Here is a 24951-nt window from a genome sequence, read left to right on the forward strand (position 1 = left end):
CGGGTCTGGGGCCGTTTCAACAGATCTCCACCCGGTTGAGACTGTTCTAATGGTGTGGCGTACCGGCATGCTCTAACTACGGAGCGGCACGCTGGCGAGGAGGACCGGTGGCGAAGGCTGAGGAGCCTGACTACGGCGAGCAGCTGGCTCGGATCGACGCCTCGATTGCGGCGCTCAAACAGCAGGACATGGAGGCCGCCTCCACCCGCACCAAGATCGCCAGCAAGATCCAGGCCGCCCAGTTCCAGAAGGACATCCTGGCGCACGCGCAGAAGCAGAAGGCCGGCAAGCCGCGCCGTGCCTCGACCGCCACGCGCCGCCCGGCCGAGGAGTTCCCGCCTCCGCCGCCGCCCGGCACCCGCCAGGCCGGCCCGGACGAGGATCCGCCGCCCCAGCCGGCGAGGAGCGCGACCCGCCGCCCCACCGCCGACGGCCCGGAGGGCGCCGCCCGCCGCTCGGCCCGGCGGCCGATGGCGCCGCTGGAGCACGGGCCCGAAGCGTCCACCCAGTCGGTGCAGAACATCCTGCTCGGCCTCGGCGCCCTGCTGATCGGCATCGCCGCGGTGGTCTTCGCCGGGGTGGCCTTCTCCAACCCGGTGGCCCGGGCGGTCATCCTGGCCCTGTTCACCGCGATCGCGCTGAGCGTGGCGCCCGGTGTGGCCCGCCGCACGCTGACCTCGACCGCCGAGACGATCGCGGCGATCGGCCTGATCCTGCTGCCGATGACGCTGTACACGTTGCACGGCAGCGCGCTGGGTGGCGGCCCGGAGGTCGCGGCCCCGCTCTACCTGGGCATCACCTTCGCGATCACCGCGGTGGCGAGTTTCCTCTATGCCGGCGCGACCAAGCTCGCCATCCCGCGGTACGCGACGGTGATCGCCACCCAGCCGGTCGCGCCGCTGCTGGCGTACCGCTGGATCGAGAGCCCGGCGGGCTGGGGCCTCGCCCTGACCGCGGTGGCCGTGCTCGATCTGCTGCTGCTCACCCGGGTGATCAGGCGGGGCCGGCTGGTGCCGCGCTGGCCGCTGGGCCGGCCGACCTTCGCCGACCGGGCGAACCAGGCCGAGATGGAGGCCGAGACCGAGCCCGATCCCCGGCCGGAGTCGCAGCCGGAAGAGCCGGATCTGATCATTTCCGGCCTCAAGCCGAAGCGTCGTCGCTGGATGCCGACCCGGATCTTCCCCGGTCCGCGGCCGGAGGGCGCGCCGCCGGCCGGTTCCGTCCCGCTCGCCCCGCCGGCCGAGCCGCCCTCGGCTGGCTGGCTGCGCGAGCTGACGTTCGCGCTGCTCTGCGTCGCCTGCGCGGGCGCGCTGCTCTACTCCTCGGTGGCGCTGCTGCAGGCCGAGGTGTTCGCGGACGCGTTCCGCTCCGGCCTGATCCTGATCGCCGCCGCGCTCACCGGGGTCGCCGCGGCCAAGCTGCTGGATCAGCCGCTGGCCCGGCACATCGCCGGCGGCGTGCTCACCCTCGCGGTGATCGGCACCGCGGCCCGGCTCGCCGCCGTGGTCGACCCGCGCTGGACGCTGGTGATCGCGGCCGCGACGGTGGCGCTGGCCGGCGCGGTGGTCGGCCTGCTGCCCGAGCAGGTCCGGACCGGCCCGCAGTACGCGGCGGCCGGCGCCCTGGCCCTGATCGGCGTGCGGGTGGCGATCGACGCGATCCGCGCCGCGATCGCCCCGGTGGCCGCGGCCCGCCCGGTCTGGCACGCCGACACCGCGGACTACGCGCGGACGCTCGCCGAGGCCGTCGGCCCGTCCGGCTGGCTGCTGGTGTTCGCCGCGCTGCTGGTGACGATCGCCGCCGCGCTCGCCCTGCCGGCCGCGATCCGGCACGAGGGCGCGGTGATCGGCGTCGCGATGACCGCTCTCGCGGTGCCCGCCTCGCTCGGGCTGAACTGGTCCGAGGCGCCGTGGCCGCTGGTGCTGGCGGCGATCGCGATCGGCGCGGGCGGCCTCTGGTCGACGACCCGCCGGATCGCCATCACGCACGTCGCCGCGGCCGGTCTGGTCGGCCTGTTCGGGGCCGGCGCCGCGCTCGCCGCGACCTGGCTGACCGCCGCGGTGCTGACCGCGCTGGCCGGGGCCGGGGTGATGGTGACGTTCGCGGCCCGGCAGATCCCGTTCAAGATCTACGCGTTCGTGATCGGCGACTGGGCGTCCGGCGCGGCCGCGCTGGCCATCCCGGGCGCCGCGGTGACCGCCGCGCTCGCCATCTCGGACACCGGGCAGGGCCCGCCGCCGACCGCCGCGGCGACCGTCCCGGCGCTGGCCGCCGGTTTCCTCGCGGTGGCCGGCACGCTCAGCTATGCCGCGGTGTTCCAGGTGGCCCGCCGGGAGATCAGCTTCCCGCTGACGGCCGGCACCGGCGTGGGCGCCGTCGCGCTGGCCGCCGCCGCGATCGTGGCGCCCGGCCGGGCCCCGGCCGACGTCGCCGTCGGCGCGCTGCTGCTGGCCGCCGCGCTGCTGCTGTTCTTCGCGAGGACGATCGACAACCGCGGCCGCACCGACCGGATGATGGACGGGCCGGACTGGGCCGCGGCGGCCGCCACGGTGGCGATCTGCGGCGCCCTGGCCCGGGTCGCCGCGCTGGCCTTCCCGAGCGCTCCGCTGGCCGTCGCCGGCGTGGTGATCCTGCTGGTCGGCATGGGTGTCACGGTGCTGATGGAGGACTGGAAGCGCGGCCCCTCCCGGGGGCTGGGCATCGCCGCGCTGGTGGTCGCCGCGCTCGCCGCGGTCCAGGCGGTCGGCGGCAGTCTGCGAATCCTCTCCGCCCCCGGCCCGCTCTGGGACACCGACGTCGAGCACTTCGTCTCCAGCCCGCCGGCGGGCGCGTGGCAGGCCCCGTTCGCGCTGGTCCTGGTCGCCATCACGGCCGCCATCGCGCTGCCGAAGCCGTGGTCGCACTACGCCTCCGGGGTCTGCGCCGCGCTGGCCACGATGGGCGCGCCGTGGGCTCTCGGGCTGCCCTGGTGGTCACCGCTGCTGATCGGCGCCGCGGTCGCCACCGGGTACGCGCTGGCCAGTCTCGCCACCGACGAGCCGCAGGCCGCCCGGGCGCGTGCCGCCGTCGCCGCCATCGTCCTGCTGCACGCCGCCGTGGTCGGGCTGGCCCGCCCGTGGTCGACCGGGATGGCGCTGCTCACCGTCGTGCTGCTCGGCACGCTGGTGGCCGTCACCGCCCGGGGCCGCGAGACCCTGCTGCTCCCGCACCGGGCGCAGATCGGCGGCGCCGCGACCGGGGCCGTCCTGCTGGCGCTGCCCGGCACGCTGGCCTCGTTCGCCGCGGACCAGGAGCACACCGCTCAGGTGGTGCTGACCGCCGCGCTGGCCGGCTCGAGCCTCGGGCTGGCGCTGCTGGCACTGCTCGGCCGCCACGTTCCGCAGTACCTGCCCTGGGCGACGATCGGGCTGGTGCTCGGCGCGACGGTCACCGCGCTGGTCTCGGTGCCGACGTCGTACCCGACGGCGCTCTACGCGGCGTCCGCCGCCCTGCTCGGCGTGCTCGCCGAGATGTTGCGCGGCGCGGTCCCGGCGCCGCTGAGCCCGCAGGTGGTCGACGAGTTCCCGGCCGGCGACATCCGTTACCAGCGGGCCCGCCGGCTGCGCGGCGGCGGCCTGTTCCAGCGCTGGCGCAGCGACCCGGCCACCGGCGCCGTGATGCTGGCCCTGCTGCCGACCGTGCTGGCGCTGTTCTCGCTGGCACCGGCCCTGCGCGCGGCACTGTTCGACCCGCTGAAGCAGCTCGGCTCGGTCTGGGACGGCCCGGTGCCGGCCCTGCTCGCGCCGGACGCCGGGAACGTCGACGCCACCAGCGCACTCGCCGCCGTCCTGCTCACCGGGGCGGCCGCGCTGGCCGCGCTCGGATTCGGCGGGCGCCCCGCGGAGACCGTGCCGGTGATCCTGCCCGGGGTGGCGCTGACTTTGCTGATCACCCCGATCGCGCTGCACGCCGGGTTCCCGGCGGCGACCGGCGCGGCGCTGGCCGTCTTCACCATCTCGATGCTGGGTCTGGCCCTGACGCTGCCACCGGTGGCGAGCCGGTCACCGATACTGCGTGGCACCCGGACCGTGGTCTTCGTGATCGGCCTGCTCGCCGGTGGCGCCGGGCTGTCCGGCAGCCTGGCCCGCTCCGACCTGACGCTGTTCACGCTCGGCGCCGCGGTCGGCGTCGGCCTGGTCGCCGCGATCGCCGGGCGCACCTCGACGGCCCGCCTGCTCGGCTGGCTGTTCGCCGCGCTGATGGGCCAGATGTTCGTGCTGGCCGGGGCGATCTCGCTGGGGCTGGACCGGCACTGGGCGGCGTTCGGGGTGCTCGCCGTCGGCGCCGGGCTGCTCGCCCTGGAGTCGCTGCTGCCACGCCTGGGCCTGGCGCAGTTCCGCGCCGAGGCGGTCACCGTGGAGTGGAGCGGCTATGCGTCGGCGGCGATCGCCGGCGCGCTGGCCTTCGACTCGCCGGCGCACCTGGCCGCGCTGCTCGCCGCCTGGGGCGCGGTGCTCGGCCTGACCGCGTCGCGCCCGGACCGCACGGCCAGTCAGCGGCGCATGCTGTTCTGGCTGGCGGTGGGCTTCGAGATCGTCGGCTGGTGGCTGTTCATCGCGCTGGCCGAGGTGGCGCTCCCCGAGGCGTACACCCTGCCCTTCGCGGCCCTGGCGCTCGCTGTCGGCATCGTGGAGGCGCACCACCGTCCCGAGTTGAGCAGCTGGTCGGCTTACGGCCCGGCGCTGCTGGCCGCGTTCGTGCCGTCGATCGCGCTGGTGATCGCGGGTGGCAGCCACCAGGACATCCGCGAGGTGCTGCTCCTGCTCGGCGGCGTGACGACGCTGATCATCGGTTCCCGCACGAGGCAGCAGGCACCGGTGGTCATCGGTTCGGTCGCGACGATCGTCGCGGCGTTGAAGTTCATCTTCAGCCTCGGCGGCCCCTGGCTGATGCTGGTCCCGATCGGCATCGTCCTGATCTTCCTCGGCGCGACGAGTGAGAGTCGCCGCCGCACGCAGGACCTGCGCAATCGCGTCTCTCAAATGCGTTAGAAGCCCATTCGGCGCGTACGTCGTGAGCCCGGTCCCGTGGCACTGCCCGGGGCCGGGTCGCGTGCGCCCGGGTGGGTTCGTGTCTCCTGGCAGCGGCGTGTAGTTAACAAACATTATCGAACATCGACGAGCGCATATTGACTGTTTCGATCAGGGCGGCGTAACTTTCGTCACATCGGTGACACGACGTTCATCGATGTCCTCCATGCTCCGTTCCCACCGACAGGAGCACGTCGCCATGTCCAGAAAGCGCTCTCTCAAGCTCCTAGCCGCAGCGGTCGTCAGCCTGCTCGCCGGGCTCCTCGTGGCCCCGGGCCCGGCCCGCGCAGCCGGTTCCCTGCCCTGTGACATCTACGCCGCGGCGGGCACGCCCTGCGTCGCCGCGCACAGCACCACGCGGGCTCTGTCCGGGTCCTACGGCGGCCGCCTCTACCAGGTCACCCGCGCCTCCGACGGCGCGACCCGCGACATCGGCACCCTAGCCACCGGCGGTTACGCCGACGCGGCCGGCCAGGACGCGTTCTGCAACGGCACCACCTGCCGGATCACCAAGGTCTGGGACCAGACGAGCCGGCACAACGACCTCTCCATCGCGCCCGACGGCGGAGCCGGCAGCGGGGACCGTGGCGCCGACGCGAGCGAGATCGCGGTCACCGCCGGCGGCCACAAGGTCTACGGGCTCTGGGTCTCCCCGGGCGTCGGCTACCGCTACACCGGGGTGGCGTCCGGCGTCGCCGTGAACGGCCAGCCCGAAGGCGTCTACATGGTCGCCAGCGGCACGCACGTCGGCTCCGACTGCTGCTTCGACTACGGCAACGCGGAATCCACGCCCTACGACACCGGCAACGGTCACATGGACGCCGTCAGCATCGCGACCACCTGCTACTTCCCGCCATGTCAGGGCTCCGGCCCGTGGATCGAGGCCGACCTGGAGAACGGCATGTTCCAGGGCAGCAACGGGTCGAACCCGAACCCGGGCAACAACTCGCCCTTCGTCACGGCGGTCCTGAAGAACAACGGCCAGACGACGTACGCGCTCAAGGGTGGAAATGCGCAGACCGGCGCGCTGACGACGTGGTGGAACGGGTCCCTGCCGACCGACAAGCCGGGCTACAAGCCGATGCACCAGGAAGGCGGGATCATCCTCGGCATCGGTGGCGACAACAGCAACCGCAACCGCGGCACGTGGTTCGAGGGAGCGATGGTCGCCGGCTATCCGAGCGACACGGCGGAGAACGCGGTGCAGGCCAACGTGGTCGGGGTCGGCTACTCCGGGCAGACGAGCGTGCCGAACGGGCCGGCCGGGACGATCACCGGGCCGGGTGGCAAGTGCGTGGACGTGGCCGCCGACGACACCGGCGCCAACGGGGCCGGGGTGCAGCTGTGGGACTGCCAGGGTTACGCGGAGGACCAGCACTGGACGCACTTCGCGGACAACACCCTGCGTACGCTCAATAGGTGTCTCGATGTGGTGGGTAACGGCACCGCGGGCGGGGCGCAGGTCGAGCTCTGGGACTGCAACGGGGTCGGCGGGCAGAAGTGGGTCCAGCAGGCCGACGGCTCGCTGCGCAACCCGCAGTCCGGCCGCTGTCTCGACTCGCCGAACGGCGCGACGGCGAACGGCACCCGTCTGCGGCTCTGGGACTGCAACGGCGCTGCCGCGCAGAAGTTCGCGGTCGACGCGGGCGGGGTCGCCGGCACGCCCGGCGGCAAGTGTGCCGACGTCGCGGGCGACGACAACGGTGGCAACGGCACGGCCGTCCAGATCTGGGACTGCCAGTCGTACGCCGTGGACCAGCACTGGTTCCACCAGTCGAACGGCGCGCTGCGCACGCTGGGCCGCTGCCTCGACATCAACGGCAACGGGACGGCGAACGGCACGCAGGTCGAGCTCTGGGACTGCAACGGGGTCGGCGGGCAGGTCTGGCAGCAGCAGGCCGACGGGTCGCTGCGCAATCCGCAGTCCGGGCGCTGCCTGGACGCGCCGAACGGCGCCACCGGCAACGGGACCCGGCTGCAGATCTACGACTGCAACGGCAGCGCCGCCCAGAAGTTCCCGCTGAGCTGACCCTATCCTGGCCGGCGCTCACGCTGCTCCCAGCCCGTTCGTCAGCCGTGAGTGCCAGCCGCGTGGTCTCGGCTGGTGCTCACGGCTGCTCGCAGCGCGTTTCTCGACCGTGAGTGCCAGCTGCGTGGCCTGGGCTGGTGCTCAGGGTTGTTTCGCGGTCGTTTTGCACCCGTGAGTGCCACCCCGGGGCGCCGACTCGCCGCGGGCGGGCGTGCGGCGCCCGGATGGATTGGCACGCGCCGCGGTTCCGGAACCGCGGATATAGATGACTGTCTTGTTTCGAGTGTGTTGCGGGTCATAGGATCGATGACTGTCAGTATGAAACGTTTCATACTCGCTCGGGAGGTCCGGATGAAGGGTCCACTCGCGGTGCTGGCGGCCGCACTCCTACTGATACCGACACCCGTTCAGGCGGCCGTTGCCGACGATCCGGTCGCCCTCAACGGGGCGCACTGGATCTGGTACCCGGAGGGTGACCCGGCGAGCAGCGCGCCGGCCGCCACCCGCTACCTGCGCCGCACGTTCACCGTCGCCGCCGCCGACCTCGCGAGCGCGCAACTCGTCGTCACCGGCGACGACACCGTCGACGTCTGGGTGAACGGGGTCCGGCTGGCCGGCTCGCCACGCGCGGCCGACTCCTGGAAACGGGCGCTCTCCGTGGACCTGGCCGGCTCCCTGCACGCCGGGTCGAACACCATCGCGCTCGCCGCCCGCAACACCGCGGGACCGGCCGGTGTCCTGGCCCGGTTGCACGCCGGCTCGGTGGACCTGGTCACCGACGGGGCCTGGCGGGCCGCGGCCGCCGTGCCGGAGAACTGGCCGGACCCCACCTTCTCCGACGCCGCCTGGGCCGCCGCGAAGGATCTCGGTGTCTACGGCGGCGGCCAGTGGGGCTCCGGCGTCACGCTGCCCGACCCGGGTGCGGCCTCGCCGGTGAGCGCCAGCGGCCTCACGGTGAACCGGCAGGTCGACCCGATCGGCGTGGACACCCCGAGTTTCGGCTGGCAGCTCGCGTCCGGGACCGGCGGCCAGATGCAGGGTCGTTATCAGATCACCGTGGGGACGAGGCCGGGAGCCGCTGACGTCTGGGACAGCGGCACGGTGGCGTCGACGAGATCGGCCGACATCGCGTACGGCGGTCCGGCGCTCGCAACCAACCGGACGTATCACTGGCGGGTCCGGATCCGGGACGCGCAGGGCCGGGCCGGCGCGTGGAGCCCGAGCGCCCGGTTCGACACCGGGATCGCCTGGACCGCGTCGTTCGTCGGCGCCCCGCCTGCCGGGGACCTGAGCGGCGCCAACTGGATCTGGTTCCCGGAGGGCGATCCGGCCACCAGCGCACCGGTGGCGACCCGTTACTTCCGGCGGACGGTGAGTCTCGCGGCGAGCACCACGATGGTGGTGACCGGTGACGACGTCGCCGACGTGTGGATCAACGGGACGCAGGTGTCGACGGGCCCGCGGGTGACCGACTCGTGGAAGACCGCGGCGACCGTGACGGTTCCCGCGGGGACGAGCACGATCGCGATCGCGGCGAGCAACACCTCGGTGGGACCGGCCGGGCTGATCGCCAAGCTCGGTGCGACCGTCACCGACGGCTCGTGGCGGTCCTCCGGCTCGGCGCCGAGCGGCTGGCAGCAGCCGGGGTTCGACGACTCCGGGTGGGCGGCTGCCAAGGTCCTCGCGGCCTACGGCGCCGGCCCGTGGGGCAGCCAGGTCCTGGTCACCGGTCCGGCGCCCTACCTGCGCAAGGGGTTCACGGCCGGCGGGACGGTGGCGCGGGCCCGGCTGTTCACCACCGCGCTGGGGCTGCACGACACCTACCTCAACGGCGTCCGGGTCGGGACCGAGCGGCTGGCGCCGGGCTGGACCGACTACGACAAGCGCCTGCAGTACCGGGGCTACGACGTCACCTCGGCGATCCGGCCGGGAGGCAACACCCTCGCCGCGCAGATCGGCAACGGCTGGTACTCCGGGAACATCGGGTTCGCCGGGAGCCGGCGCTACGGGACCCAGCCCTGGTACGCCGCTCAGCTGATCATCGAATACACCGACGGGACCTCGGCCACCGTCCAGACCGACGGGACGTGGCGCACCGCGCCGAGCGGCATCCTCGGCGACGACCTCTACGCCGGCGAGTCCCAGGACGCCCGGCGCGCGATCGGTGGCTGGAACACCGCCGGCTTCGACGACAGCGGCTGGGCCGCCGTGACCGTCAGGAGCGGGACCCGTCCGAACCTGGTCCCGCAGCTCGACCCGGGAGTGACGGTGCGGCAGGAACTGCGCCCGGTCGCCATCACCCAGCCGAAGGCCGGGGTCTTCATCGCCGACCTCGGGCAGAACTTCACCGGCTGGGACCGGCTGCGGGTGAGCGGCCCGGCCGGGACCACCGTCACCCTGCGGCACGGCGAGATCCTCAACGCCGACGGCACCCTTTACACCGCGAACCTGCGAGCCGCGCAGGCCACCGACCGGCTCACGCTGGCCGGCACCGGCACGGAGACGTTCGAGCCCCGGTTCACGGTGCACGGCTACCGGTATGTGGAGATCACGGGCTTCCCCGGCACCCCGGCCGCGGACAGCCTGACCGGGCTCGCGGCGTGGACCAACGGCGCGTCCACCGGCACGTTCACCAGTTCCGACCCGACGCTCAACCGGGTGCAGGAGGCCATCGTCTGGGGTGCCCGTTCCAACATGCTCTCCATCCCGACCGACTGCCCGCAGCGGGACGAGCGGCTCGGCTGGACCGGTGACATCGCCGCGTTCGGCGCGACGTCGACGTTCAACTTCGACACGTACGGGCTGTTGAACAAGTTCGTCACCGACCTGGTCGACGCCCAGCGCGCGGACGGCGCGTTCACCGACGTGGCGCCGGACGTGCTCGGTGGCGCGGGCAAGGCGGGCTGGGGCGACGCGGGCGTGATCGTGCCGTACACCATCTGGCAGCGCTTCGGCGACCTCGGCCCGGCCGATCGTAGTTTCACCGCCATGGCCCGCTGGGTGGACTACCTGCGCTCGACGGCCGGCGCCGACCTGATCCGTAATCAGGAGACCTACGGCGACTGGCTAAATGTGGACGACGGCACCGCCAACGACCTGACCAGCACGGCGTTCTTCGGCTGGTCGGCGCGGCTGGTGTCGCGGATGGCGGCGGCGACCGGGCGCGACGGGGAGGCCGCCTCGTACGGAGCACTCGCCGACCGGATCGCGGCGGCGTTCACCAACCGGTTCGTCGCGGCCGACGGAACCGTCAGCGGCAACAGCCAGACCGGTTACGTCCTCGCTCTCGCCTTCGGGCTGGTCCCGGAGAACCGGGCCCAGGCCGTCGCCGACCGGCTGGCGGCCAAGGTCGCGTCCCGCGGCGGTCACCTGTCGGTCGGGTTCATGGGCGTGGAGAACCTGCTGCCGGTGCTGGCCGACCACGGGCACGCCGACACGGCGTACCAGATCCTGCAGCAGCCCGGCTATCCCGGCTGGGGCTACATGATCTCGCGGGGCGCGACCACGATCTGGGAGCGCTGGGACGGCATCCGCCCGGACGGCAGCCTGCAGGACGCCGGCATGAACTCGTTCAACCACTACGGGCTCGGGTCGGTCGGCGACTGGCTCTACCGCCAGGTCGGTGGCGTCGCGCCGGCCGCGCCCGGTTACTCCCGGGTGCTGCTCGCGCCGCAACCGGGCGGGACGCTGACGTCCGCCTCGTCCGACCTGCTCACCGCGTACGGCCGGGTCCGCAGCTCGTGGAGCCGGTCCGGTTCCACGATCACGCTGCAGGTGGTCGTCGCGCCCGGCACGAGCGCGACGGTACGGGTCCCGGGCGCCACCGTGACGTCGGCGCCCGCCGAGGCGGTGCCGGTCGGGGGCACGTCGTACGTCGTCGGTGCCGGCACCTACACGTTCACCTCGAACCTCTGACCGCTTTCCCGGCGGTGGTGGCGGGTAGCCGGTTTCGGTCGGCTACCCGTCACTTCTTGTTACTGGCCCGTATCGATCTACGACTCTACTCTGGTCAGCGATGTCGCTGCGATTCTCGGTGCTCGGCCCGGTGCGTGCCTGGTCCGGCGAGACCGAACTGGATCTGGGAGCGCCGCAACAGCGGGCGCTCCTCGCGATTCTGCTGATCAATGTCGGTCACCCGCTGTCACTGCGGGAGATCGTCGCGGTGCTCTGGGGGAGTGAGCCGCCGGAGACGGCCGGCAATCTGGTGCATCGGTACGTGGGGGCGCTGCGCCGGCTGTTCGAGCCCGGGCTGACCGGCCGCGGCGCGTCGGGGGTGCTGGTGCGCGGCTCCGGGGGCTACCGGCTCGACGTCGACCCGGCGGCTGTCGATCTGCTGTGTTTCCGGCAGCTGCGGCGGGACGCCGAGGGGAGTGAGCCCGGCCGGGCCGCCGAGTTGCTGCTGGACGCGCTGGAGCTGTGGCACGGGCCGGTCGCCTCGGACCTTCCGGCGCAGGTGCGGACCGGGCCGGCGTTCACCCTGGTCGACGGGGAGCGGCTGGCGGCGGTGAAGGCGGCCGCCGAGCACGCTCCGGCCGCGGGCGGGGAGGTCGCCGAGCGCGTCCTGCTCGTGGTGCGTGCCGCGGCCACGGCTCATCCGCTGGACGAGTCGCTGCAGGCGCGACTGATGCTGGTGCTGGCGGCGACCGGGAGGCAGGCAGAAGCGCTGGAGGTCTTCCACGCGACCCGCAAGCTGCTCGCCGGCGAGCTGGGCCTCGATCCCGGCCCCGAGCTGCGCGAGACCCATGAGCGGGTGCTCCGGCAAGAGGCCGAGAGCGCCTCCGGCACTGTGGACGTTCCGGTCGAGCGGCCCGCCCAGCTCCCGCCCGATCTGGCCGTCTTCGCCGGCCGCGGCCCCGAGCTGGCCCTGTTCCCACAGGTCGGCGACGAGCCGGGCCCGGCCGCGGTGGTCACCGTCAGCGGCATGGGCGGCGCCGGCAAGACGACCCTCGCCGTGCACTGGGCGCACCGGATCGCCGGGCACTTCCCGGACGGGCATCTCTACATCGATCTGCACGGCTTCTCCCCGAGCCGGGCGATGATCAGCCCGGCGGACGCGCTGCACTCGTTCCTGGAGGCGCTCGGGGTCCCGGTGCGCAGCATCCCGGCCAGCCTGGAGGCGCAGACCGCGCTCTTCCGCAGCCTGCTGGCCGGTCGCCGGGTGCTCGTCGTGCTGGACAACGCCCGCGACAGCGAGCAGGTGCGGCCGCTGCTGCCCGGCGCGCCCGGCTGCCTGACCGTGGTGACGAGCCGGCATCAGCTGTACGACCTCGTCTCGCAGCACGGCGCGATCGCGATCACCTGCGAGGACCTGCCCTCCGGCGACGCCGTCGAGCTGCTGTCCCGGCGGATCGGCGCGGAGCGGGTCGCCCGCGAGCCGGCCGCCGCGGCGCAGATCGCCGAGCTGGCCGGCCGGATCCCGCTGACCCTGGCGATGGTCAGCGCCCGGGCCGCGATGAACCCGCGGTTCTCGCTCGCGGCGATCGCCCGGGAGCTGCACGAGTGGGACGGGAGCCTGGACGCGTTCGAGGGGGAGTCGGCGCGGTCCGGGGTGCGGTCGGTCTTCGACTGGTCGTACCGGGTGCTGACCCCATCCGCGGCCCGGATGTTCCGCCTGTTCGCCCTGCATCCGGGTCCGGAGTGCGCGGCGGCCGCGGCGGCGAGCCAGGCCGGGGAGCCGCTCGCCAGGGCCCGGCGGTCGCTCGCCGAGTTGCTGCGGGCCAACCTGATCGTGGAGACCGAGCCGGGCCGGTTCGGGGTGCACGACCTGCTCCGGGCGTACGCGCGGGAACTGGACGGGGACGACGACGGCGCCCGCGAACGGGTCCTCGACCACTACCTGCACACCGCTGCCGAGGGCACGGCGCTGCTGTTCCCGGGGCGGGAGCGGCTGCCGCTGGGCTCGGCGGCGCCGGGCACGCTGGTGACCGAGTTCCGGGACGCCGGCGAGGCGGCCGCCTGGTTCGACACCGAGCGGCCGGTGCTGATCGCGGCGGTCAAGCAGAACGCCACGGTCCGTGACGGTTACGCCTGGCAGCTCGCCGTCGCGCTGGACATGTACCTGGACCGGTCCGGGTCGTGGCTGGTCCAGCGCGAGATCCTGGAGCTGGCCCGGGCGTCCGCGCTGGCGACCGCCGACCGTTACGCGCTGGCCTGCACCGAACGCTCGCTCGGGTTCGTCGAGGGCCGCCTGGGCCGGTGGGCCGAGGCGGACCGGCACCTGGAGCACGCGCTCGAGTTGTTCGCCGAGCTCGGGGACGGCGACGGGGAGGCCCGCGCGCACCGGCTGCTCGCGTTCACGCTGAACCAGCGGGAACGGCACGACGACGCGCTGGCGCACTACCGGGCCGCCGCGAGGCTCTACCGGGCGGCCGGCCGGGGGTCGGGGCTGGCGCACGTGCACAACGAGACCGGCTGGACGTACCTCCTGCTCGGGGACTATCCGCAGGCGCTGGCGGAGTGCCGCCGGGCGGTCGAGGAGCACCGGGCGACGGGGGACCGCAACGGTGAGGCCGCGGCCTGGGACAGCGTCGGTTACGCCGAGCACCATCTGGGGGCGTACGAGCAGGCCCTGATCTCTTTCAGTCACGCGCTGCGCATCTACCGTCTGGTGCACGACCGCTACCTCGAGGCGGACACCCTGGTCCACATCGGTGACACGCACGAGGCGGCCGGTCGCCCGGCGCGGGCCGAGACGTCGTGGCGGGAGGCGCTGGCGATCTTCGACGACCTCGGGCACCCGGACGCACGTCAGACCCGTGACCGGTTGCGGCGCCGCGAGGTCCGCGCGGTCGCCTAGCGCCGTGGGGCGGGCGCGGTTGCCCAGCGCCGTGAAGGGAACGCGGCCGGCCGAAGCTTGAGTCGCCCGCGACCGCGCGCGGTCGCGCGGTTCTGACCGCCCGGTCAGAGTTCGGTCAGAGTTTCGGAAGTCCGCGCTGCTTACGGTCGCGCCCGACCGCCGCCGCGAGACAGGGACCCCGTCACCATGGCCACCACCACCGTCACCGCTCAGCAGCCGCAGTTCGACGCGCTTGTCACCGAGCACGGCCCGGCCGTGCTCAGCTACGTCCGGACCCTGGTCAACGACCACTACCTCGCCGAGGACCTCACGCAGGAGACGCTGATCCGGGCGTGGCGGCACCGCGAGCAGCTCTTCGCCGGTGACGGCTCGATCCGCGGCTGGCTGCTCACCGTGGCCCGCCACCTCGCGATCGACCGGCTGCGCAGCGCGGCGAACCGGCGGGAGAGCCTCACCGCCCCGGACCGGCCGGCCGAGCCCGCCGAGCCGGACCACGCCGACGCGATCGTCGCGACCGCCGAGGTGACCACGCTGCTGCGCCGGCTCTCCACCGACCACCGGACGGTCCTGCTGCACACCACGATGGCCGGGCGCACGACGGCGGAGACCGCGACCATCCTGGGCGTCCCGGTCGGCACGATCAAATCCCGGCAGCACTACGCGCTCACCGTCCTGCGCAAGGCCTGGTGCGCGGCCGGCCGGTGAGCGCGGGCAAGTGAAGACATGCCACCTACACGGGGCCGGGTGGCGAAAGGGTTCGAGGAAGAACCGAACGGCCGGTGGCGCCCTGCTGACGGCTCAGGTCCCGGCCGTCCAGGTGCTCCGGGGGTGCCCGGCGGATCCTGGGGGCAGGCAGGGGCTCACCCGGCTCGCGGCGGCTGAGGCCAGCGGGAGGACAGGTCGAGCACCAGCGTGTCGGCGGCTGACGGGTCAACCGCCCGCGCCGGCTCCGGGACGGCCGGCGCGGGGACGGGCGGCGCGCTGGTCCTGGGCTTCTCGGGCTGGCCGCCGAGGGCGTTCATCTCGGCGACCGCCTTCTTCAGCCCTCGCTTGAGGATCGGCGCGAGCGGCCTCTCCACCCACCGGTGGATCAGCCAGGCGATCAGCATCATCAGCAGTGTCGTGCCGAACAGCAGCGGGTAGGGAGCGACCGTCGGTGACAGCTCCCGGATGACCGTCAGCCCGACGGCGTGGTGGATCAGGTAGATCGGGTACGTCATCGCGCCCAGCGTGGTGATCCACTTGCCGCGTACCCAATCGAGCCACCCGAGTGCCAACGCGATGATCACCACGAAGCAGCCGGTCATGATCACCTGCGCCGGCCACCAGGCGAGGTCCTTGCGGCCCATCGCGCCCATGTTCTCCGAGACCCGGTGCTGCACGGCGAACATCGACAGCGCCCAGCAGCAGATGACGATGCCCCAGGTGAGCATGGTGGGCCCGAATCGGTGCATCAGGTAGATGGCGATGCCGGCGATGAAGTACTCGGCGTACTCCGGCTGGAAGATGAGTTTGAGCGTCTTGTCGTCAGCGCTGTTGGCGACGAACGAGCCGACCAGCCACAGCAGGCAGAAGATCGTCACCCGGCGATAGGTCAGGCCACGCCACACCACCAGGCAGAACAGCAGGTAGAAGCGCATCTCCTGCCAGAGCGTCCAGACCACCACGGTCATGCCGGGCGCCATCGCCGGCATGTTGAACATGGTCAGGTTGGCGAGGATCGTCCCGATCTTGAGCGGTCCGGTCCCGGGCTCGGGGTACTCGATCTGCGTCACCGCGATCAGCAGGATCCCGGCCCAGTAGACCGGATAGAGACGGACGATCCGGGAGACGAAGAAGTCCCCGACCGTCCGCCCCCAGCAGCTCATGCAGATCACGAACCCGCTGATCAGGAAGAAGAACTCGACGCCGAAGATCCCGTAGACGGAGTAGTAGTGGATCGACGGGAACGTCGCCTGGTTGGTGTCCTGCCAGGCATGCGAGTTCAGCCCCACGAAGTGAGCCGCGATGACGGCGAGAGCGGCGATGAACCGCAGGCCGTCGAGCGCCACCAGCCGCTTCCGGGTCACCGGCGCCGCGGACGGCGTGCCGGTCGCCGGATCGTCGGCGGTAGTGGGCCGGGCGCTCGATATCACTGACATGTCGGTGCGAATCCCCCGTGACGATCATCTGCGCCGATCGATCCGGGAATCGTGTTCCCGCCCGTTGGTGCCTGTCCTCGGCGGGTGACCAGGCGACCGGGCGACCGATTTGATCATGGCCGGTCCGGTCTGACAAGTTCGCGGGCGGTGACCGAGGCGCAACGCTGTCCCACAGGGTCCGGGACAGGCCGGAGCGCGCCCGGGGTTACCCGACGAAGCGGAACGTGCCGGTGATCGCGTCGAACAGGTCGTAGACCTCGTTCTTCAGCGGCAGGTTCGGGCTGGCCAGCGTCACCACCAGGAAGTCCCCGGCGCGGCCCGGCACCGGGATCATCGTGTGCATGGCCAGCAGTTTCACGTCGATGTCCCCGGTCAGCCGGGTGGTCTCGGTGCCGGTCACCCGGGCGGCCGTGCCGACGTGCGGCAGGCGGACCGACGAGATGATCCGGTCCTTCGGCGCGACGCCGGTCGCCGACGACACCCCGGCCTGCGCGGAGAGCACCGGCAGCGGCAGCTCCCGACCGGGCGGTGTGGTGACGGCGAAGACCATGCCGTACGCCATGAAGAGCCCTTCGTCGTAGATCGTCGCCGTCCCCGCGGAGAGCAGCGCGCCCTGCCGCCGGGCCGCGCGGCTGATCTCGCGGGCCTGGCGGAACATGTCGTTGATTCGCATCCGCTCGCGCGGGTCGGTCGTGGTGGCCAGCGCCTGGGCCCGTACCGTCGCCAGCTCCTCGCCGCCGAGGTCGACCTGGTCCCACAGGTCCGGCACGTCCAGCACGAACCGCCGCGCGGTCGCCGTCGCCACCGCTGTCACCCTCGCCCGATGTCGATGAGGTCGTGGACGAAGGCGAACGTGTCCTGAGCTTCGTTCGGCTCGCTGCCCGGGATGTCGACGTCCTCAGCCATACCGCTCACACGAGACAGCCCGCGCTGATGGTTCAAGCAGGGTGAACCGTCGGCGCTGTCCGGCTGCCGCACGGCGATCACCAACAGAAAGGGCCCGCTTCCTCCGTACGGGGAAAGCGGGCCCTTTCTGTTGTGAATGTCCTACTTGGTCTTCTGCATCAGGCCGTTGAGATAGAGCGACTCGCGGCACTGCGTGGCCGCTGTCGCGTTGGCCGGCGTGCCCGGGGCGCGGCAGGTGACCTGCATGCTCACCTTCGCGCCGGCCGGGACCCGGATCGGCGTCACCGAGTGGTAGTCCTGGTTGCGGAAGTTCTCCAGGGCGTAGGTGACCACCGGCACGCCGTTCGCGGTGACCCGCAGTGTGCCCTCGTCGCCCTGCACGTTGTCCACCAGGAAGTCGGTGAGCAGGAACGTCTGCTTGGCGGGCACGGTGTAGCTGCGTTCCGCCGAGCCGGCCCGGTTGGTCCGGAAGGTGATCGCCGCGGAGAACTGCTCGCCCTGACCGTTCCCGGCCGCGCCGGGGCTCCCGCTCTGCTGCCCGGCGCCCGGAGCGCCCTGATTCCCGGAGCCGGAGCCGGCGCCGGCCGTGGCGGCCGGGGTCGGCGTCGGGTCCGGCGGGGTGGTCGCGAACTCCGCCTCCTGGGCGGCCTTCTGCTGCGCGGTGTTCTGGTCGACCGCTTCCTTCGCCGCGGTCTTGACCGCCGGCCGGACCAGCCCGAACCAGAGCGCGAGCAGCGCCAGCAGCAGCGCGAGCAGCGCCGCGAGGAGCTTGAGCAGCCCGGCCGAGATGATCGGCTTCTGGACGAAGACGCCCTCCATCGCCAGGACCCGGCCGCCGGTCGGCCGCACCTCGGCGGTGAACGGGAACTCGCGCGGCGGCCCCCACCAGAGCCAGCGGCGCGCCTTCACGGTCAGCCGGGTCTCGGCGCGGGTGCCGTTGGCGGCGAGCAGCGCGGCCGGCCGCAGCGCGAACGTGACCTGGTCGGCCCCGTCGGCGGCGGTGAAGGCCAGCTCCTCGGCGACGTTGCCGTGGTTGTCGGTGTCGATGCGGTAGCGGCCCTGCCGGCGGCCGGCCTGCGTGCCGGGCTGCAACTGGGCGGTGACCTCGGAGAACGGCTCGACGGTGAGCACGCCCTCCTGCACGACGGTGGAGTCCGGGTGCTCGGAGGGCACGACACGGACGCCGAAGGGCCGCTCGCCGGCGGCGACGCGCGGGGACCGCGGCGGCGCGAAGGTGACCGTGACGGTCTCGCTGCCGGCGGGGTAGAGGGTGATCTCCGCGGGCTCGGCCACGGCCCATTCGGCGGGCTCGCCGAGGACCTCGATCCGATAGGCCTCCACGGTGTCGCCCGAGTTACGCACGGTCACCGGGACCGTCACGGTGGAGCCGGGGGACACCGAGACGGAGTCGCTCCCCAGGTTCGCGGATGCACGCATACCGCTGAGCGTAGGGATCGATCCGTGACGCGACAGGGGCCGTCCGGGAACGGACACGGGCAGATCTGGTGCCCGTCCGGTCTGTGTGGTTCGGGGCACACCGCCCGTTAAGTGCCTGCTAAGTGCTTGCTAAGCGGCAAGGGACAGAATGCCCGCTGACGAAGGGGGTCAAACATGCAGCGGGTGCCGGTATTTGTCCACGCCACGGATCCGATCACGTTGCTGGGCATGAACAGCCACCTCGCCGGCCGTCCGGAGATCCGCGTCGTGGCCGAGGCCGAGCGGGCCTCCGCCGCCGTCACCGTGGTCGTCGCCGACACGATGTCCGAGGAAACCTTCGCCACGCTGCGTGACCTTCGCCGGGGGACGAGCCGGCTGGTCCTGGTCGCCTCCGATCTGGACGACGCGCAACTGTCCCGGGCCGTCGAGTGCGGCGTCGTCGGTGTCGTCCGGCGCGGCGAGGTGCCGACCGGTCGCCTGATCCGGGTGCTGCTCGCCGCGGCCCGGGGTGAGGGCAGTGTCCCGGGTGACCTGCTCGGCCGGCTGCTGGAGCAGATGGGCCGCCTGCAGCGCGAGGTGCTGCAGCCGCGCGGGCTGACCCTGCGGGGGCTGACCACCCGCGAGGTGGACGTGCTGCGCCTGGTCGCGGAGGGCCTGGAGACCCGCGAGATCGCGTCCAAGCTGTCCTATTCGGAGCGCACGGTGAAGAACGTGCTGCACGAGCTGACCACCCGGCTGCAGCTGCGCAACCGGGCACACGCCGTGGCGTACGCGTTGCGCCACGACCTGATCTGAGGGCAGCCGGTCTGCCCTCGTGGTTGCCCCGGCGTCCGGTGTGGACGCCGCGTCCCGTCTCCCAGGATGACAACGTGCTGAAGTCTCGGGCGTTCCCGGCCCTTGCCCTGGCCGCGCTCGTCGCGGCGTCCGGTGTGTGGGCCGTGGTCGCCGGCGCCGCCCCCGGTGATCCTCCACTGAAGGCCACCGACCTGCGCGTCGCCTACGTCGGCACCGCGCACCGGTCGATCGGCGTGGTCTCCGGCGCCACCACCTCCGACCCGCTCTTCGCCACGGGCATCCAGCACTTCGACGACGAGGCCTCGGCCCGCGGCGCGACGGTGACGTTCGTGAGCCGCCGCACGTCCCGGCTCGCGCAGGTGTGGGTGAGGACCGGCGGCGGCGACCCGGTGCAGCTGACCCGCGACACCGCCCAGGTGGCCAGCCATCCGGTGGTCTCGCCGGACGGGACCAGGATCGCCTACGCGATGACCCGCGACGGCGTCGGCAGCGCCCGTGACCTGTGGGTGGTCGGCGTCGGCGGCGGCACCCCGCGGCGAGTCACCGACGGGACCGGCGACAACTACTGGCCGTCCTGGTCGCCGGACGGCACCGAGCTCGCCTTCGAGGGCAGGATCGACTCGGACGTGCCGCAGGTGTGGTGCATCGCGGTGACCGGTGGCGCCCGCCGCTTCGTCACCCAGCTTCCCGGTGGTGCCGGCGAGCCGTCCTGGAACCCGGTCGCCAGTCGCGGCCTGATCGCCTGGACCGCGGCGCCGGCCAGCGCGAACGACCGCAAGGTGCACATCAGCGCCCTGGACGGCACCAACGACCGGCTGATGCTGCGCACCGAGTGGGAGAGCCGCGAGCCGGTGTGGAACCCGGACGGCGTGACGGTCGCGTTCGTCAGCCGCAGCACCCAGCCCGACGGCACGCTCGGCGCCACCGAGCTGCTCTACAGCGGCGAGCCCCGCGACGACGGCTGCCCCTGCATCGCGGCGCTGCGGTACGGCGAGGACCGCTCGATCGGCACGCCCAGCTGGTACGACCCGGACGGCAGCGGACAGCGGCTGCTGATCACCCGGACCACCGCGGCGGACCGGTTCACCGCCGACCTCTCCGACGTCCGGCCGGACGCCGTCGACCCGCGTGACCTCGGCGTCACCGTGCTGCGCGAGGACCCTGGCGCCGGCGCGAACCCCGACCTGCTGTGGAACCCGGTCGCCGGGGACCCGTGGACGTCCCGGCCGTCGTACTCGCCGGACGGGCAGCGCATCCTGGTCAGCCGCTTCGTGACCGAGGGCGCCAACCGGGTCGCCCGGCTCTGGGTGGTCTGGGCCGACGGCACCCACGGCAAGCGCTTCGAGCTGCCCGGGCGCACCGCGACCGGCTCCGAGACCGAGGCGGTCTGGTCGCCGGACGGCACGCGGATCGCGTACACCCTGCGGACCCCCGGCGCGCCCGCGCGGATCATGGTGGTGGACGCGGAGACCGGCGCGCAGGTCGCGACCGTCCCGTCCGCCGGTGACCGGGTCGGCGAGAGCCAGCCGGCCTGGTCGCCGGACAGCGCCTCGCTCGTCTTCGACCGCGGGCAGACCGAGGGCGCGGCCGCGAACAGCCACCTCTGGCTTGTCGCCGCCGACGGGACCGGCACGCAGACCGACCTCACGCTCGCCTCCGGCGGCGCCGGGCGCGCCGATTACGGCGCCGGCTTCTCGCCGGACGGCAACCAGATCGCGTTCGGCCGCGCGCCGGACGGGATGCTCGCCATCGACCTGGCCGGCAAGAGCTGCCGGGCGCTGGTGCCGGCGAACAACGCCTGCGGCGGCGTGCTGATCGCTCCGGCCACCGGGCCGCACCACCCGCGCGACGTGGACTGGTCGCCGGACGGGCTGACCCTGGCCCACGCGGCCCGCCGCTTCGCCCCGGCGACCGAGCCGGACTACGTCAAGACCTACGACCTGGCCAGCGGTGTCCGTGACGGCCTGACCTGGGAGATCCCGGGCCGGCAGCGCTGGCCCGCCTGGCAGCGCGCCAGCAACGTCACCACCGCCGTGGTGGACAAGCCGGAGCAGTTCAGCGCCGGCGACACCACCACCGTGACGCTCTCGGTGACCGACCGGGGCCCGGTCACCGCGCACGGCGTGCACGTCGACCTCACGGCGCCCACCGGCTTCCAGGTGAGCAAGCTGGAGGCGGACACCGGCACGTGCGACCTCACGGCGCTCAGCTGTGACCTCGACTCCCCGGGCATCGGCGTGACCGTCCGCGTCCGGGTCACGATCACCGCAGCGACCGCCGCCGAGGGTTCCCTGAGCTGGACGGCCGGCGGCTGGCTCGCCGACGCCGCCCCGGCCGACAACACCGCCGAGGTGAGGCTGGCGGCCACCGCGCCGCCCGTCCCGTCACCGAGCGTCTCCGCCGTGCCGCCCCTGCCGCCCGCTCCGGAGCCGCCGCTGTTGCAGGTCAGCGTCGTGATCACGCCGACACCCACGTGGGTCGGTCACCGCACCACGGTCCGTTACACCGTGCGCAACGTCGGCGGCAGCACCGCGACCGGCGTCACGATCACCCCGCAGCTGCCCACCGGCATCCCGGTCGTCACCCGCCCGGGCGCCTGCGACGCGACGATCTGCCGGATCGGTGACCTGACCCCGGGCACCGCGCGCCGGCTCACCTTCGTTCTCGTTCCCCCCAAGAAGATCACCACGACGGTACGGGGGGTGATCGGCGCCGACACCCTGGTGGCGAAGAACGTCACGGCCCCGCTGCGGGTGCTGCAGCCCCGCATCGAGGTCACCCCGGAGCTCGGGCCGCCCGGCTTCGTCACCATCGTCCGGGGCTTCGACTTCCCGCCCGGGGTGCCCGTCCGGCTCGCCTGGGACACCGGAGTGACCGTCGCCGCGAACCCGGCCGTGCCCGACGCGAAGGGCCGGTTCGACGCGCAGCTGCTGGTGCTCTGGAAGGACGCGCTCGGTCCGCGTCAGGTGGTCGCCACCGGCTCCGGCTTCGCCCGCGTGACCACCGACTTCCGGGTCGTGCAACCGGCCCAGCAGCCGCCCGGGCTGGTGCTGCGCAAATGATCGACGAGGTGGACGCGGCACTGCTCGCGCTGCTCACCGAGGACACGCTGGCCGGCATGGACCTCCAGGTGGCGTTCGACGCGCCGACCAAGGACTGGACGGCCCGGCGGACCGCCCCGACGGTGAACCTGTTCCTCTACGACATCCAGGAGGACATGTCGCTGCGGCAGCAGGGCTTCGCCCTGGAGCACGACCCGGACGGCGCCGTGCTGGCCGAGCACGACGCGCCCCGGTGGTTCTCGCTGTCGTACCTGGTCACGGCATGGACGAGCCGCCCGCAGGACGAGCACCGGATCCTGTCGGTGCTGCTCGCCGGGCTGATCCGGCACGACGCCGTCCCGCCCGCGCGGCTCACCGGCACCCTCGCGGAGCTCGCGCTGCCGATCTCGCTGACGATCGCCGTGCCACCGATGCGGGACCGCGGGCTGGCCGACATCTGGACCGCGCTCGGCGGCAACCTGAAACCGTCGCTCGACCTGGTGGTGCTCGCGCCGCTGGCCGGTTCGACAGTGCGCGCGGCGGCGGCCGTGACCGACGGGCTGCGGCTGACGACCCGGGACGCGGACACCGGAGCGGGCGAGTCACGGCGGCTCAACCAGCCGGAACTCGACGCCCAGGAGCAGGTGCGGCGGATGGGCGTACCGCGGGAACGGGATCTTCCCGGCGAACGCCGGCGTCGTGGCGGGAGCCGGCCGATCGGGCCGCAGCGGTGAGCGAGTACCTGGGTGTCCGGCTCACCCTGATCGAGCAGCGCATCCATCAGGCCGTCGCGCTCCGGCAGGAGACCGACCCGGAGCCCGGCGACCCCCTGCGTGGCCTGCACCTCTCCGCCGCCGCGGCCCGCCGCCTGCTGGCGGATCCGGCCGCGGGGCCGCTGCCCGACCTGGTCGACCGGGCCGCGCTGGACGCCGCGGAGGAGGCCGCCGACCGCGCCGAGCAGGCCGGCGAGATCGTGCCGCTGCGCCGGTTGATCCGCGAGTTCGGCCTGCTGCCGCTCGACTCCGAGATCCTGCTGGTGGCGATGCTGCCGGACCTCGACCGGCGGTACGAGAAGCTCTACGGCTACCTCAACGACGACGTCACCCGGCCCCGGGCGACGGCCGGGCTGGCGATCGAGCTGAGCGGCGTCCCGCCGGTCGTGGGCGCCGCCCGCGCCCGGCTGACCGCCGGTTCGCCGCTCGTCGACGGCGGCCTGCTGCTCGTCGAGGACGCCGACCGCCCGTTCCTGACCCGCACGCTGCGCGTCCCGGACCGGGTGCTCGGGCACCTGCTCGGCGACGACCGGCCGGACCCGCGCCTGGCCCGGCTCTTGCGTCCGCTGCCCGACCCGGGCTGGAAACCGGCCGGCGCGGAGGGGCTGGCGTCCGCCATCCGGGCCGGTCACCTGCTGTCCTATGTGCACGACGGCGCCGCCGAGGATCTCGCCGTCGCCGCGCTCGCCCTGGCCGGCCTGCCCGCGTTGCGCCTGGACCTGGACGCGGTGGCGGCCGATCCGGCGCCCGCCGACGTGATCGCGTCAGCGGTCCGGGAGGCGCGGCTGGGCGGCGCCGGGCTGGTCGCCGGGCCGGTCGAGCCGGAGCGGGTCGGCACGCTGCGCGGGCTGCTCGACGCGGCGGCGCCGGTGGTGCTGACCGGGCGCGCCCGCTGGGACCCGCTCTGGGCCGAGCAGACGCCGGTGCTGGTCACCGCGCCGGCGGTCGGCGCGCAGCGGCTGGATCTGTGGCGCGCGGCCCTCGGCGCCCCGGTCGTCGAGGAGGTCGACGTGGCGCGGGAGCTGTCGCCGTACACGCTGGACGCGCCGCAGGCCCGCAAGGCCGCGACCGTCGCTACCCACCTGGCGCTGCTGGCCGGCGCGGAACACGTCGGCGCCGATCACATCCGCGCCGGGGTCCGCAGCCAGAACGCCGCCGGCCTGGAACGACTCGCCCGCCGCGTCGAGCCCGCCGTCGGCTGGGACGATCTCGTCGTCCCCGAGGAGGCCGGCCGTCAGCTGCACGACCTGGCCGGCCGGGTGCGCCACCGCGAGCAGGTGCTGGGCGGCTGGCGGCTGCGGCCCGGCGGCGGCCGGGGACGCGGCGTGACTGCGCTCTTCGCCGGCGACTCCGGCACCGGCAAGACCATGTCGGCCGAGGTGGTCGCCGCGGACCTCGGCCTCGACCTGTACGTCGTGGACCTCTCCACGGTCGTCGACAAGTACGTCGGGCAGACCGAGAAGAACCTGGAACGCATCTTCACCGAGGCGGCCGGGGTCAACGGCGTGCTGCTCTTCGACGAGGCGGACGCGATCTTCGGCAAGCGTTCCGAGGTGAGCGACGCGCACGACCGGTACGCGAACATGGAGAGCGCCTACCTGCTGCAGCGCATGGAGTCGTTCGACGGCGTGGCGATCCTGACCACGAACCTGCGGGCGAACCTCGACGAGGCGTTCATCCGGCGGCTCGACGTGATCGTCGACTTCCCGGTGCCCGACCGGGCGCTGCGGCGTTCGCTGTGGGACCACTGCCTCGGCACGGACCTGCCCCGGGCGGACGACGTGGATCTGGATCGCTGCGCCCGGAGGTACGAATTGTCCGGCGGCGCGATCCGGGCGTGCGCCGTCACGGCCGGTTACCTCGCCGCGGCCGCCGGTGGCCCGGTCACGATGGCGCAGCTGGTGGCGGCGGCCGAGCGCGAGTACCGCAAACTGGGCCGCCTGCTCCCGCCCGGCTGATCGGCG

The 24951-nt window shown here is 73.3% G+C and carries 12 protein-coding genes; 9 read left to right on the forward strand and 3 right to left on the reverse strand.

All coding sequences use genetic code 11. The features are described 5' to 3' along the window. The first annotated feature begins 107 nt into the window (after positions 1-107). From Acy02nite_RS10405 to Acy02nite_RS10425, 5 genes are all read left to right on the forward strand, one after another. Positions 108-5030 (forward strand): SCO7613 C-terminal domain-containing membrane protein, encoded by a 4923-nt coding sequence (locus tag Acy02nite_RS10405; RefSeq protein ID WP_203739739.1) that lies wholly within the window; start codon positions 108-110, stop codon positions 5028-5030. A 238-nt stretch (positions 5031-5268) separates the two neighbouring features. After that, complete coding sequence (locus tag Acy02nite_RS10410; protein WP_203739740.1) at positions 5269-7098, forward strand: arabinofuranosidase catalytic domain-containing protein; 1830 nt, start codon at positions 5269-5271, stop codon at positions 7096-7098. A gap of 351 nt (positions 7099-7449) precedes the next feature. Continuing rightward, a complete protein-coding gene (locus Acy02nite_RS10415) occupies positions 7450-11013 on the forward strand; it encodes a family 78 glycoside hydrolase catalytic domain (protein WP_203739741.1) in 3564 nt (1187 codons plus the stop codon). A gap of 100 nt (positions 11014-11113) precedes the next feature. Beyond that, positions 11114-13894: an AfsR/SARP family transcriptional regulator gene (locus tag Acy02nite_RS10420; RefSeq protein WP_203739742.1), complete on the forward strand. Its 2781-nt coding sequence runs from the start codon at positions 11114-11116 to the stop codon at positions 13892-13894. Positions 13895-14080: 186 nt separating this feature from the next. Then, positions 14081-14599 (forward strand): sigma-70 family RNA polymerase sigma factor, encoded by a 519-nt coding sequence (locus tag Acy02nite_RS10425; RefSeq protein WP_203739743.1) that lies wholly within the window; start codon positions 14081-14083, stop codon positions 14597-14599. Positions 14600-14754: 155 nt separating this feature from the next. Here Acy02nite_RS10425 and Acy02nite_RS10430 read toward each other — a convergent pair whose 3' ends face one another. The 3 genes from Acy02nite_RS10430 to Acy02nite_RS10440 form a co-directional block, all read right to left on the reverse strand. Beyond that, positions 14755-16035, reverse strand: a complete 1281-nt coding sequence (locus Acy02nite_RS10430) for an acyltransferase family protein (RefSeq protein ID WP_203739744.1) — start codon at positions 16033-16035, stop codon at positions 14755-14757. A 205-nt stretch (positions 16036-16240) separates the two neighbouring features. Then, on the reverse strand, positions 16241-16840 hold the full coding sequence (locus Acy02nite_RS10435) for a hypothetical protein (protein ID WP_203739745.1): 600 nt from the start codon (positions 16838-16840) through the stop codon (positions 16241-16243). 242 nt (positions 16841-17082) lie between these two features. Next, on the reverse strand, positions 17083-18378 hold the full coding sequence (locus Acy02nite_RS10440) for a COG1470 family protein (protein ID WP_203739746.1): 1296 nt from the start codon (positions 18376-18378) through the stop codon (positions 17083-17085). Between the two features lie 174 nt (positions 18379-18552). Here Acy02nite_RS10440 and Acy02nite_RS10445 point away from each other — a divergent pair, with 174 nt between their 5' ends. From Acy02nite_RS10445 to Acy02nite_RS10460, 4 genes are all read left to right on the forward strand, one after another. Then, entirely contained in the window at positions 18553-19173 is a 621-nt protein-coding gene (locus tag Acy02nite_RS10445; RefSeq protein ID WP_203739747.1) for a helix-turn-helix transcriptional regulator, read from the forward strand. A 74-nt stretch (positions 19174-19247) separates the two neighbouring features. After that, positions 19248-22235: a DUF11 domain-containing protein gene (locus tag Acy02nite_RS10450; protein WP_203739748.1), complete on the forward strand. Its 2988-nt coding sequence runs from the start codon at positions 19248-19250 to the stop codon at positions 22233-22235. Beyond that, complete coding sequence (locus tag Acy02nite_RS10455; RefSeq protein WP_203739749.1) at positions 22232-22948, forward strand: Pvc16 family protein; 717 nt, start codon at positions 22232-22234, stop codon at positions 22946-22948. The genes Acy02nite_RS10450 and Acy02nite_RS10455 overlap by 4 nt, the downstream gene beginning before the upstream one ends. Further along, positions 22945-24945 carry an ATP-binding protein gene (locus tag Acy02nite_RS10460; protein WP_239174541.1) on the forward strand — a complete coding sequence of 667 codons (2001 nt, stop codon included), beginning with the start codon at positions 22945-22947 and terminating at the stop codon, positions 24943-24945. Before Acy02nite_RS10455 ends, Acy02nite_RS10460 begins: the two co-directional genes overlap by 4 nt. Positions 24946-24951: the final 6 nt, after the last annotated feature.

The organism is Actinoplanes cyaneus (assembly GCF_016862095.1).
GTDB lineage: Bacteria > Actinomycetota > Actinomycetes > Mycobacteriales > Micromonosporaceae > Actinoplanes > Actinoplanes cyaneus.